The 11,682-nt window shown below is 40.1% G+C and carries 11 protein-coding genes; 8 read left to right on the top strand and 3 right to left on the bottom strand.

The window, feature by feature from the left end; genetic code table 11:
• Positions 1-152: 152 nt before the first annotated feature.
• Both glyS and murD read left to right on the top strand, forming a co-directional pair.
• On the top strand, positions 153-2,330 hold the full coding sequence (gene glyS / locus BV372_RS29885; RefSeq protein ID WP_086690375.1) for a glycine--tRNA ligase subunit beta: 2,178 nt from the start codon (positions 153-155) through the stop codon (positions 2,328-2,330).
• Between the two features lie 89 nt (positions 2,331-2,419).
• Positions 2,420-3,790 carry a UDP-N-acetylmuramoyl-L-alanine--D-glutamate ligase gene (gene murD / locus BV372_RS29880; protein ID WP_086690373.1) on the top strand — a complete coding sequence of 457 codons (1,371 nt, stop codon included), beginning with the start codon at positions 2,420-2,422 and terminating at the stop codon, positions 3,788-3,790.
• Between the two features lie 434 nt (positions 3,791-4,224).
• Here the strand turns inward: murD and BV372_RS29875 are convergent, their stop codons facing one another.
• Complete coding sequence (locus BV372_RS29875) at positions 4,225-4,998, bottom strand: uroporphyrinogen-III synthase (RefSeq protein ID WP_256973542.1); 774 nt, start codon at positions 4,996-4,998, stop codon at positions 4,225-4,227.
• A gap of 271 nt (positions 4,999-5,269) precedes the next feature.
• On the opposite strand from BV372_RS29875, the gene BV372_RS29870 reads away from it, so the two are divergent.
• From BV372_RS29870 to BV372_RS38250, 6 genes are all read left to right on the top strand, one after another.
• Positions 5,270-5,677: a hypothetical protein gene (locus tag BV372_RS29870; RefSeq protein ID WP_086690372.1), complete on the top strand. Its 408-nt coding sequence runs from the start codon at positions 5,270-5,272 to the stop codon at positions 5,675-5,677.
• Between the two features lie 116 nt (positions 5,678-5,793).
• Positions 5,794-8,316 carry a tetratricopeptide repeat protein gene (locus BV372_RS29865; protein WP_086690370.1) on the top strand — a complete coding sequence of 841 codons (2,523 nt, stop codon included), beginning with the start codon at positions 5,794-5,796 and terminating at the stop codon, positions 8,314-8,316.
• A gap of 182 nt (positions 8,317-8,498) precedes the next feature.
• Positions 8,499-8,753 (top strand): hypothetical protein, encoded by a 255-nt coding sequence (locus tag BV372_RS29860; RefSeq protein WP_086690368.1) that lies wholly within the window; start codon positions 8,499-8,501, stop codon positions 8,751-8,753.
• Positions 8,750-9,157: a type II toxin-antitoxin system VapC family toxin gene (locus BV372_RS29855; RefSeq protein WP_086690366.1), complete on the top strand. Its 408-nt coding sequence runs from the start codon at positions 8,750-8,752 to the stop codon at positions 9,155-9,157. Before BV372_RS29860 ends, BV372_RS29855 begins: the two co-directional genes overlap by 4 nt.
• 196 nt (positions 9,158-9,353) lie before the next feature.
• On the top strand, positions 9,354-9,716 hold the full coding sequence (locus tag BV372_RS29850) for a DUF4288 domain-containing protein (RefSeq protein ID WP_086690364.1): 363 nt from the start codon (positions 9,354-9,356) through the stop codon (positions 9,714-9,716).
• Between the two features lie 84 nt (positions 9,717-9,800).
• Positions 9,801-9,929: a hypothetical protein gene (locus BV372_RS38250; protein WP_306299023.1), complete on the top strand. Its 129-nt coding sequence runs from the start codon at positions 9,801-9,803 to the stop codon at positions 9,927-9,929.
• A 337-nt stretch (positions 9,930-10,266) separates the two neighbouring features.
• On the opposite strand, the gene BV372_RS29840 is transcribed toward BV372_RS38250, so the two are convergent.
• On the bottom strand, positions 10,267-10,650 hold the full coding sequence (locus tag BV372_RS29840; protein WP_086690362.1) for an endonuclease domain-containing protein: 384 nt from the start codon (positions 10,648-10,650) through the stop codon (positions 10,267-10,269).
• A gap of 267 nt (positions 10,651-10,917) precedes the next feature.
• Entirely contained in the window at positions 10,918-11,286 is a 369-nt protein-coding gene (locus BV372_RS29835) for a hypothetical protein (protein ID WP_086690360.1), read from the bottom strand.
• Positions 11,287-11,682 lie beyond the last annotated feature (396 nt).

Raw genomic sequence — 11,682 nt, 5'->3', positions numbered from 1 at the left:
AGTAGATCAATCTGTCTGGTATATTTAGTCAACACAAGACCACTGGCAAAAATCGGAAAACTAGTCTGGAAAGTACAGAAGTAAAAGTCAACCCGTCAGCATAATCGGCGAGGTAAACTGTTGAAACTGGCTGTTTTACAAAATATTGTCCTATGCCTGCATTTTTATTAGAAGTTGGTACAGAAGAACTACCTGCAAGCTTTCTCCGTGATGCGATAGTACAGTGGCGATCGCTCATTCCCCAAAGTCTTTTAACAAACAGCCTGACTAGCGACACTGTGGAAGTTTATGGTACTCCCCGGCGTTTGGCGGTACTCATCCAAGGTCTACCATCTCAACAACCAGACCGGGAAGAGGAAGTTAAAGGCCCCCCCGCGCAAGCAGCTTTTAAAGATGGCAAACCCACACCCGCGGCTGTCGGTTTTGCGAAAAAGCAAGGTGTGGAAATCGAAGCGCTACAAATTCGACCCACTGACAAGGGCGATTTTGTGTTTGTGAACAAAAGCATTCCCGGTCGTCCGGTGGCGGATATATTAACAGAACTTGTTCCCCAATGGATTTTTGGTTTAGAAGGCAAGCGATTGATGCGCTGGGGTGATGGAGATGTAAGATTTTCCCGCCCAATTCGCTGGCTGGTAGCTTTGTTAGATGCAGAGGTATTGCCGATTGAATTAGTGAATGCTTCTAAGATAGTGAAAAGCGATCGCATTTCTCGCGGTCATCGTGTTCTACATCCAGAAACGGTAACAATTCCCCAAGCTAAAGATTATGTTACCACCCTCCACTCTGACTATGTTGTAGTTGATACCAAGGAACGAGCAGCTACGATCCAAGAGCAAGTTAAGTCATCAGTCCAGAAGTTAAATGGTTATACGGAAATCTACCCCGATTTATTAGAGGAAGTCACTAACTTAGTAGAGTATCCTTCCACTGTTGTGGGTAAATTTGAAGCCGAATTTTTAAACTTGCCGACTGAGGTGATTACCACTGTCATGGTGAGCCACCAGCGTTATTTTCCGGTATTCAAAGCAGAAAATAGCAAAGAATTATTGCCCAATTTCATCACTATTTCTAACGGCGATCCCAGCAAAGCAGATATAATTGCTGTTGGGAATGAAAGAGTCATCAGAGCCAGATTAGCCGATGGGCAGTTTTTCTATAAAACTGATTTAGCCAAGCCTTTAGAAAGCTTTTTACCACAGTTAGAAAAAGTCACTTTTCAAGAAGACTTGGGTTCTTTACGGCTCAAGGTAGATCGCATCGTTAAGATTACTGAGCAAATTATAGAGCAGCTTGCAAATTCTGGGACAATAACATCTCATGAACTAGTTCAATTGACAATTGATGCAAAGCGAGCCGCATTGCTATGTAAAGCTGACCTGGTAACCCAAATGGTTTATGAATTCCCCGAATTACAAGGAGTAATGGGTGAGAGATATGCTTTAGCTAGTGGTGAAACAGCAGAAGTTGCCAAGGCAATTTATGAACACTACTTACCTAAAGGAGCAGATGATGATTTACCCAAAACTAGTACAGGTCAAATTGTCGGTTTAGCAGACAGATTAGACACCTTAGTCAGTATTTTTGGACTAGGTTTAATACCTAGCGGCTCTTCCGATCCTTTTGCCTTGCGTCGGGCAGCAAATGCTGTAATTAAAATTACATGGTCATCTGATTTAAAAATTAATTTAGATGAGTTGTTAAAACAAATTACAGAAGATTTTGTAGCGCAACATCCTAACAAGGATCGAAGCAAATTGATGATATCGTTGCGAGAATTTTTCTTACAACGTATCCGTACCCTACTGCAAGAAGAAAAGCAGATTGATTATGACCTAGTAAATGCCGTTTTAGGAGAGAATGACCCCGAATATACCGAACGGGCATTAAAGGATTTATTAGATGTCCGCGATCGCGCCTTATACTTACAACAAATTCGCCGTGATGCTACTTTAGATACCATCTATGAAACCGTTAACCGTTCGACGCGTTTAGCAGCTCAAGGAGATTTGGATACACAACAGTTGGAACCAACTACCTTAGTTCGTCAAGAACTATTCCAAAAGCCTTCGGAAGCAGCTTTTTACAATGCTTTAGTGGAATTAGTACCCCAAACACAGGCAGCACAGCAATCTAGAAATTATCAGCTGTTAGTAACAGCATTAAGTAAAATTGCTCCTACTGTTAGTAGCTTTTTTGATGGTGCTGATAGTGTTTTAGTGATGGACCCCGATCCAGAAATTAAGCGTAATCGGTTAAATTTACTGGGATTACTACGTAATCATGCCCGTGTTTTAGCTGACTTTGGTGCGATCGTCAAAAATTTGTAGTCTAAATAAACAAAAATCAGGTGTAATTTTTGCCAATAGACGCTACGATCAGTAGTGCTTAACCAGGGTCCTCTGCTACATATCAATCTATGCCAAGAGCTGCTGTCATTGGATTAGGAAAATCCGGTATTGCTGCGGCGAGATTGTTGCAAAGGGAAGGCTGGGAGGTGGAGCTAAGTGATAGCAACACCTCCGAAACCCTCCTGAAACAACAACAAGAACTCGCTACAGAAAACATAACTGTGAAACTAGGGAATACCCTAGAATTCAATGATGCCGATTTACCGCAATTAATAGTTGTCAGTCCTGGTGTGCCTTGGGATATTCCTGTATTAGTCAAAGCACGAGAATTAGGGATTGAAACTGTTGGGGAAATGGAGCTTGCATGGCGATATTTGCAATCTTTACCCTGGGTAGGAATTACTGGCACTAATGGTAAAACTACTACTACTGCTTTGATTGCGGCGATTTTTCAAGCTGCTGGCTTAGACGCCCCTGCCTGCGGTAACATTGGCTATGCTGCTTGTGAAGTTGCCTTAGCCGAAAAACTTCCTGATTGGGTGATTGGAGAAATCAGTAGTTATCAAATCGAATCGTCTGTAACTCTGTCCCCTCGGATTGGTGTTTGGACAACTTTCACACCAGATCACCTCAGCCGCCACAAGACTTTAGATAATTACTACAACATCAAAGCCAAACTGTTGCAAAAATCTCAATTGCAAGTGTTCAATGGCAATGATGCGTACTTGGGTAAAGTGGGTTTGAGTGATTGGCCTGATGCCTATTGGACAAGTGTAAAAGGTAAAGATTACCTGATTGGTGATAAGGGTTTTTATATCGAAGATGGTTGGGTGATAGAAAAATTGTCTGCAACCTCCACACCAGAACCTATTGTGGAAGTGTCTGCTTTGCGGATGGTAGGAGAACATAACCAACAAAATCTATTAATGGCAGTTGCAGCAGCGCGGTTAGCAGAAATTAATCGCGATGCCATTTCCCGTGCAATTCGCGAATTTCCAGGCGTAGCCCATCGTTTAGAACATATCTGCACTTGGGAAGGCATTGATTTTATCAACGACAGCAAAGCTACCAACTACGATGCTGCGGAAGTCGGATTAGCATCTGTGAAAAGTCCAGCCATTTTGATTGCTGGAGGAGAAGCCAAAGCTGGGGATGACACAGGCTGGTTAGCAAAAATTCAAGCGCAAGCCGCCGCCGTATTATTGATTGGTAACGCTGCACCTGCGTTTGCCCAACGTCTGCAAGAGGTAGGGTATTCTAATTATGAAATCGTGGAAACGATGGACAAAGCAATCCCTAAATCCGCAGAATTAGCCAAAAAGTACCAAGCTTCCGTAGTGTTGCTATCTCCTGCTTGCGCCAGTTTTGACCAGTATTCCAATTTTGAAGTGCGCGGCGATCATTTCCGTCAGCTTTGTCTAAATTGGGCAGGAAATTAGTAGCCCTGAGTGGTGTAGTGGCGCAGCACTCGCCATCTCTTTCTGCAAGTCAATCCAGTTGGAAAGCGTTTCTGGCTAGGACGCTTTCCTCGCTCATCCAATCCACAGCTTTGCAAAGGGCAAATACAAAAGACTAGACAGCAACTGCAATATCAGTTTTTACCATATATGCATACATCCTAAAGGTAGATGTACTTAGAATAATAAGGATGATTTAATTGAATTGAGTCTTTCACTTCTATATTACAAGGTTTGGTTAGTTACCAAACCTTTTCCCTGAATGTTACCAATACTGAGTAACAAACGCAAACGTTTTTAAAAGTTTTAAGAGACAATTTTATTAAGCGATCGCATTTGTAAAATTGTTGTTTTTCCGTTAAATGATGGGTAAGACCCTTGATTAACCAGCAGTATCCTACAAGAAGTTGGGAATCTTATTTTTCATGAAAAAATTGCGCGATCGCATCCGCAAATCCCGCAAATGAGCTATAGTCTTGTGACAATATAGAGACATTTACACCCAACTTTTGGGCATTAGCAGTTGTATAAGGGCCAAAACAAGCAACAATACAACGCTGATAATCATTATTCGAGTCGATCATTGTTAAAAAGCTTTCTACTTCTGCTGTGCTACTAAAAGCAATTACATCTATCATTCCTTGATGCAGTAAGTCTAATTCAACTGCATAAATTTCTTTATCTAAACAGCGAGTAATATATGTAGGTACGCGAGTTACCTGGATACCCAATCTCTGCAAATCTGCAATAAAATTTGGGACAACATTAGGCTCTGAGATACCCACAACTTCTGGAACTGGTACTAGTACTTTTTGCTCATGAATATGAGGAATTTGAGAGAATTCAGCCACAATTCCTGCTGGGCTAGATTCTTTCGGTATCAAATCAACTCTTCCAGAAACAGATAATAATAATTCTGCATCTTTGCCAATGGCACATAGTTGACAATTTTCTAGTGCTGATGTCGGGATATCCAAAACATTTAAGCGATGAAAAAATGCAGTAATACCATTTCTACTGGTGAATGCAATCCAGTTAAATTGATTTATATTTTTTAAAACAGCATCTAACTCAGCGTTATCTGTTAACAGAGTGGTTTCAATAGTTGGCATCAGTAATGGCAAACCACCTTTTTTGACGATTTCTTCAGACAACCTAGAGGCGTAATTTCTTGGTGCTGTCACTAGTATTCTTTTGCCATATAAAGGCAGTTGGGTAGATGGAGTTAGCAATTTGCGTTTGTTAAAGTTGATAGAAAACGAACCCAAATCTTAGCACACAAGACTATTTTTTTCTTAGTTTCTTCGTAGTTGAACCATAATTTTTTCACCACTAACGCAACAATAAAAATCTATTTTTTGCGTCAGGTATACTTTCTACTTATTGCCAATGTCTTACCTATTTTGGGAAATGCGCTAACATACCATTGTATAAATAACAGTAGTTAAACCGCGTAAATGTATGGATATTGCTTTAATTGTTAAATTTCTCGCGCCTTGTCTGCCATTTTTGCTGAATGTGGGTAGTAAAGCCGTAGAAGGCGCATCACAGAAAGTCGGTGAAGATGGTTGGAATAAAGCAAAAGCTATTTGGGCTAAGTTACATCCCAAAGTAGAGGCGAAGGAAGCAGCGAAAGAAGCGGCGGCGGATGTAGCGCAGAATCCAGATAATGAGGATTTACAAGCCAGCTTGCGAGTGCAATTAAAGAAGATTTTGGATGCAGATACAGTACTGGCTGAGGAAATCGCCAAGATTTTACAAGCATCGGCTGACAAACTTGGTGATAATATTGCCATCAGTGCTAATGCTTACGACAACAGCAGCGTCAAGCAAGTAGGGAAGATTGAGGCTAACGAGGTGAGTTTTTAAACGCAGAGGGGCACAAAGGTAACGCAAAGGTACGCTGAGTTTTACCTTAATTTCCTAACTCTCTGCGCCTCTGCGCCTCTGCGTGAGATTCATCATTTCACTCAGCAATATTCCCTATGGTGGAAGAACCAAACCCCAATCAGCCAAGAATTATCAAGTTAGAGGGAACTGCCCAAGATGAGAGTAAATTAACTCAAATTGGTCATGTTGATGCAGAAAATTTTCATCTCACAGCAGAACAAGTTCAATTTCTGGTTCATCTAGAAAGCAGTACCAAAGCTGAATCGCCTGGGGTTCTCAAAGCTGGGAACCCTCAGAAAAGTTTGGCTTATTGGCAAGAACGAAAAACAGAAATCGCCCAAATACAGCAATGGTTAACTGATAACAATACCTTTTTAATTGGCATAGAAGGCATCGGTGGCACAGGTAAATCGATGCTGGCTGCGAAAATTTATAACGAAATAGCAGGTTTCCCCAAGCGATTTTGGGGTGATGTTAGTTATGGGGCAAGTTTTAGCGATTTAGCCCGTCAAGTACTCAGTGAATTTGGTTTTCCGATTCCAGATGAAGAAGCGCAGTTAGTAGAAGCGCTGGTGAGGTGTTTACGCAGTAGTGAATTTTTACTGATTATTGACAACCTGGAGAGTTTATTACAACCTAATAGACACTGGGGAAGTCTATTCTACGGTGATTTTTTCAACACTTGGGTGGAATTTGGCGGTAATAGTAAGGTAATAGTTACCACTAGAGAAAGACCAGAATTAAAAGGTTTTGAGTGGCTACTTTTGAAAGGTTTGCAAGTAGATGAAGGGGTAGCACTGTTAACAGCATTAGGGATTCAGGGAGATTTAGCTGAGTTTGTTGAATTGGTAGATGGACATCCTTTACTGTTGCGATTGGTAGGTGATTTATTAAAAGAAGAATATCCTCAAGATCCAAATTTAAGCAGATTAGCAGACTTAGGTTTAGGGAACTTGCGGCAGTTGTTGACAGATCCTCAAGTAGTAGGTGTACATCGCCGGGAAAATGTGGGAATGGTGTTGGTATTAGATGCCAGTTTTAATAGATTGAATGAGTTACAAAAGGCTTTATTGCTGAATATTAGTGTTTATCGTGGTGCAGTTGACAGTGCAGCAGCAGTAGCTGTTTTGCCGGGAAGTTCAGCAGCAGAGATTGAGGCAGAATTAAGAAATATTGTTAAGCGTTCTTTGGTGGTAGAAAAGCTGAATGGTAAGCGGCAGTTTGAGTTTCAGCCAGTGGTTTTGGAGTATGTGCGGTATAAGGCTGGCAATCAGACAGAGGCGCATCAAAAAGCAATTTATTACTATCTTTTAAATCAGAAACAAAAACCCTGGCAGACTAAAGAAGATATCAAAGAACATCTAGAAGTTTTCTATCACTGGTATCAACTAAAAAATTATGACTCGGCATTTGATGTATTAAACTTTTGCGATGATTTTTTGACCTTACGGGGCTATTACACTGTTCAACTTGATTTATACGGACAGTTGGTAAGTAAATGGGAAGAAATTGGAGATAGACAAAATTGGAATTATCGGACTTCTCTCACTTCATTAGGCCTTGTTTACAAACACCTGGGAAATTACCAACAGGCGATTGAGTTTTACCAGCAGTCTTTAGAACTCTCTAGGGACATAGGCGATCGCTATACAGAAGGCTTATCCTTAATGAGATTGGGCAGTGCTTACGACTCCCTGGGAAAGTACAAACAGGCGATTGAGTTTTACCAGCAGTCTTTAGAAATAGCTAGGGAAATTGGCGCTCACGATGGCGAAGGTAATTCCTTAATGAATTTAGGTCTTAGTTACATATACCTGGGAAAGTACCAACGTGCGATTGAGTTTTGCCAGCAGTCTTTGGAAATTTTTAGGGAAATGGGTAATCGCAATTCTGAAGGCTTGTCCTTAATGAATTTAGGTATTGCTTACTACTCTCTTGGAAAGTACCAACAGGCGATTGAGTTTTGCCAGCAGTCTTTGGAAATTTTTAGGGACATAGGCGATCGTAATGGCGAAGCTCAATCCTTAAACAATTTGGCTAATGCTTACCACTTTCTAGGACAGTACCAATGGGTGATTGAGTTCTTGCAGCAGTCTCTGGAAATATCAAGGGAGATTGGCAATCGCAATGGCGAAGGTAAATCCTTAGGCAATTTGGGTAGTGCTTACCTTTCCCTGGGACAGTACCAACGGGCGATTGAGTTCTACCAGCAGTCAATGCATATCACACGGGAGATCGGCGATCGCAAGGACGAAGGTAATTCCTTAAACAATTTGGGCAATGCTTACAACTCCCTGGGACAATACCCACGGGCGATTGAGTTCTTCCAGCAGTCTTTGAATATAAAAAGGGAGATAGGCGATATTCGAGGTGAAGCAAACGCTTGGTTTAATTTAGGTGTGGCTTTAAAAAACGTCAACCGAGAAGCAGACGCGCTGGGTGCTTATCGCAATGCGCGTGAACTATATCAGGAAATGGGACTTGATGCTGATGTGCAATATTGCAATGATAGAATTGAGCGTCTTTCGCAACCAAAAGCGCCTGTAGTTTCTCGGCGTGGGTTTTGGGGGTGGTGGCGGCGGTTGTGGCGTTGGGTATCTGGTTGGTTTCGGCGGTGAAAAACATATACACTATAATGACTCTCAAGATTTCATAGAATTACTATGACAACTCCATTGCTGCCAACGCTTCATAATCTACCCGCTACCTTACCTTTAGAAGGAGCAATCAGCATTGAGTTGCAAGAGGGAATACCTATATTTAGAGCAGTCCGATCTACTTATCTAAAGGATAATCAGCTATGCACAGTATTAAATTAAAAAAGCGTGTTGGGGCAGATGGGGTTTTACATTTAGATATCCCAGTAGGAATCACAGATAAAGAAGTAGAAATCATGGTGATTTATCAACCACTAGAAACAGCAACTCAGCTAAAAACACCAGAGCAACGGGGCTGGATGCCTGGGTTTTTTGAGGAGGTAATTGGTGGGTGGGTAGGAGAACCTCTAGAACGACCAGAACAGGGAGAATATGAAATTAGGGAGCCGCTATTTTGACTTATCTGCTGGATTCAAATGTGTGTATCCGCTTAATCAATAATAGCAGTCTTGCGGTAACAAATCGACTGGCATCCCAACAACCAGAAGAGATTGTAATTTCTACAATCACCCAATTAGAACTTTACTATGGTGCTTACCATAGCGTTCAACACCAGAGAAATTTAGAAATATTGCAACGTTTTTTTAGTCAGTTTAATATTATACATTTAGATTCAGAAGCAGCAAGGATAGCAGGAAGAATTCGGGCTGATTTGGCTGCTAGTGGTACGCCGATTGGCCCTTATGATGTGCAGATTGCGGCTATTGCAATGGCGAATAATTTGATATTAGTTACGCATAATACAAAAGAGTTTAATCGTGTGAATGGGTTGCAGATTGAGGATTGGGAGGAAATAGAGTGAGTGAAGATAAATATCAATTATCTAAAGTACCGGATGCTTCCAGCATCTAATTGTCGGTTTTACCGTCTGTTGTGTCCAATCTAGATAAGTAGGCAGGCATAATTAAACGCAATGACATAGTATTTTATGTTTATTTAGTCCGTTCTATTTATTGAAACTATTTTGTAGGCAATATTGTATTTTTGGATAATATAAAATTAAACCTGAAAGTACAAATAAATCAGAATCATTTTACATTGCTATTATTCTCTATAAATCATCCTCTAATGCACCTGATTATCAACCTTTGTACCAAGAAATTTTTGTTTTAATTAAAGCTGCTTCTTTAGAGTCAGCAAAAGCCAAGGCTTTAAATCATGGAAAAAATGAGAGCGTCAGCTATATAAATGAAAATGGGGAAATTATTACTTGGTCTTTGCTACAAGTAGTAGATATTAATTCAGTTTTGTATGATGACATTGATTCATCTGAGGATGTTGTTGATTTATATGCTCGACACTTTCGGAATTATGACGCTTACCAATCATTTGAGCCATTATTATCTAACGAGGAATTATAGAATTTTGGCATTTTCTAGCCGTGATTTTTAGTGGTAAATCTAAGATATACGCTATGATCGCTTACAAGATTTCATAGAATTACTATGACAACTCCATTGCTGCCAACGCTTCATAATTTACCTGCTACCTTACTTTTAGAAGGTGCAATCAGCATTGAGTTGCAAGAGGGAATACCTCTAGTATTATCCAAAATCGCATTGCAGCTTTACTAGCCAAACAGCAAAATTATTCACTCAATTCAGAAGAAGAACAAGAACTAGATGGCTACGAAGAAATTGATGATTACTTAAGTTTTCTCAATCGTGTAGCTAGAAATTTTTTGCAAAATCCAAATAATTAAACATTATTAATACCAATTTAATGTGAAATTGCACATATCTAGATCCCCCTAAATCCCCCTTAAAAAGGGGGACTTTGATTCTTTACCCCCCTTTTTTAAGGGGGGCTAGGGGGGATCAAAACGTTGTGGGGCTAGGTTATAAGACTTGTATATACACCGTAGCCTTACAAAGGGGAGACTTTAAGAAAGTTTCTCCTTAAAAATGAGGTTTAGGGTTTAGGGGTGATTAAATCCTGTATTTGCACACACACGCTATCAAACTGATTTAAAACTTGACTATTTGTAAACCTAATAATCTTTAAACCATAGCCTTCTAGAATTATTGTTCTCTCTATGTCATAGTCTTGAGCTTCATCTGTAAAATGGCTATCCCCATCAATTTCAATCACTAGTTGTAAATTAGGACAATAGAAATCAACTATAAAATTATTAATTGGTCGTTGCCTTAAAACCCGAAATTTAAAATTCCTCAAATACTCATACCACAGCTTTTTTTCTGCTGTGGTCATATTTTTGCGAAGTTCTTTTGCTCTTTCTACAAGCTTTGGATTATAAGGTAAATGGAAATCGCTACTTTTAAGATTGTTTGTCATAGTCTATAGCGCAACATTGCTCATTAGTAGTCTTTGAGGTTCTGTCTCTTAGCACCATAAACCCCCTAACTCCCCTTAAAAAAGGGGGAGTTAGAATTTTAGCCCCCTGCCTTTTTAAGGGGGTTGGGGGATCAAATATCTGGAGCAACAAAGCCTTTCACGTTAAGTTGACACAGATGAACATTGCTGTGCGCCTACCCATCTGTACTATTGTTTTCAAATTGGTATGAGACTTTCGCAATTACGAATTGGTTGTGAAATCCCGCCCTATTCTTGGCTAGTAGGCACAACCGGACTTTGACGCACAGGACGCTTGCGATCGCTTTTGCGAGTACCTCCAGCCATCTGATATTCATGGCTATTGCTACCAAATTTATAAGCAATACCACGCAAAATTTTTTCAGAATAGTCTGCTAGATCTTGTTCGTTTTCGATGAGTTGGGTTAATAAATTATCGATAGTAGAAAGAGCGCGATTGTATACTTGTAGAGATTGTCGCATTTTTTCAATTTTTTCGTTATAACCTTGGACTGTCAACCCTTCTCCTACATCTAGGCTTGAATTAATAGATTCAATACTAGCTAGACGTTTTTCAGCTTTGCTTAGAATACGTGAACTGCGTTTTATTCTTGCCATAATTTACACCCTACTTTCAAATTGTTCATAATTCTATAGTGGACAATGATTTAAAAATTTGTCATACGTGAAATTGTCGATTTTTCTGAAAAAATTCAAAATTCCAGTAATTTATCGCAATTTATAATTATGAGAGTCTCAAAATATCTGATTTCTAGGGTTTAAAACTGTTGGTGAACTTTAAAACTCCAGTCTGTTTGTATTAACCTCAACCCTGAAGTTGCTACAGACTACGCGAAACACGGAAACGTCAACCCTGAAGTTAATTCAGAGTACGCGAAACACGGAAACGTCAACCCTAAAGTTAATTCCGGGAACCCTGAAGTTGCTACAGACTACGCGAAACACGGAAACGTCAACCCTGAAGTTGATTCCGGGAACCCTGAAGTTAATTCA

The organism is Nostoc sp. T09 (assembly GCF_002154695.1).
In the GTDB taxonomy this organism is placed as follows: Bacteria; Cyanobacteriota; Cyanobacteriia; order Cyanobacteriales; family Nostocaceae; genus Aulosira.
This window is presented reverse-complemented; position numbering and strand designations above follow the sequence as displayed.

Excerpts from the sequence above, each read along its gene's own strand:
- glyS (WP_086690375.1), top strand. The coding sequence starts at position 153 with ATGCCTGCATTTTTATTAGAAGTTGGTACAGAAGAACTACCTGCAAGC.
- murD (WP_086690373.1), top strand. The coding sequence starts at position 2,420 with ATGCCAAGAGCTGCTGTCATTGGATTAGGAAAATCCGGTATTGCTGCG.
- BV372_RS29870 (WP_086690372.1), top strand. The coding sequence starts at position 5,270 with ATGGATATTGCTTTAATTGTTAAATTTCTCGCGCCTTGTCTGCCATTT.
- BV372_RS29865 (WP_086690370.1), top strand. The coding sequence starts at position 5,794 with ATGGTGGAAGAACCAAACCCCAATCAGCCAAGAATTATCAAGTTAGAG.
- BV372_RS29860 (WP_086690368.1), top strand. The coding sequence starts at position 8,499 with ATGCACAGTATTAAATTAAAAAAGCGTGTTGGGGCAGATGGGGTTTTA.
- BV372_RS38250 (WP_306299023.1), top strand. The coding sequence starts at position 9,801 with ATGACAACTCCATTGCTGCCAACGCTTCATAATTTACCTGCTACCTTA.
- BV372_RS29840 (WP_086690362.1), bottom strand. The coding sequence starts at position 10,650 with ATGACAAACAATCTTAAAAGTAGCGATTTCCATTTACCTTATAATCCA.
- BV372_RS29835 (WP_086690360.1), bottom strand. The coding sequence starts at position 11,286 with ATGGCAAGAATAAAACGCAGTTCACGTATTCTAAGCAAAGCTGAAAAA.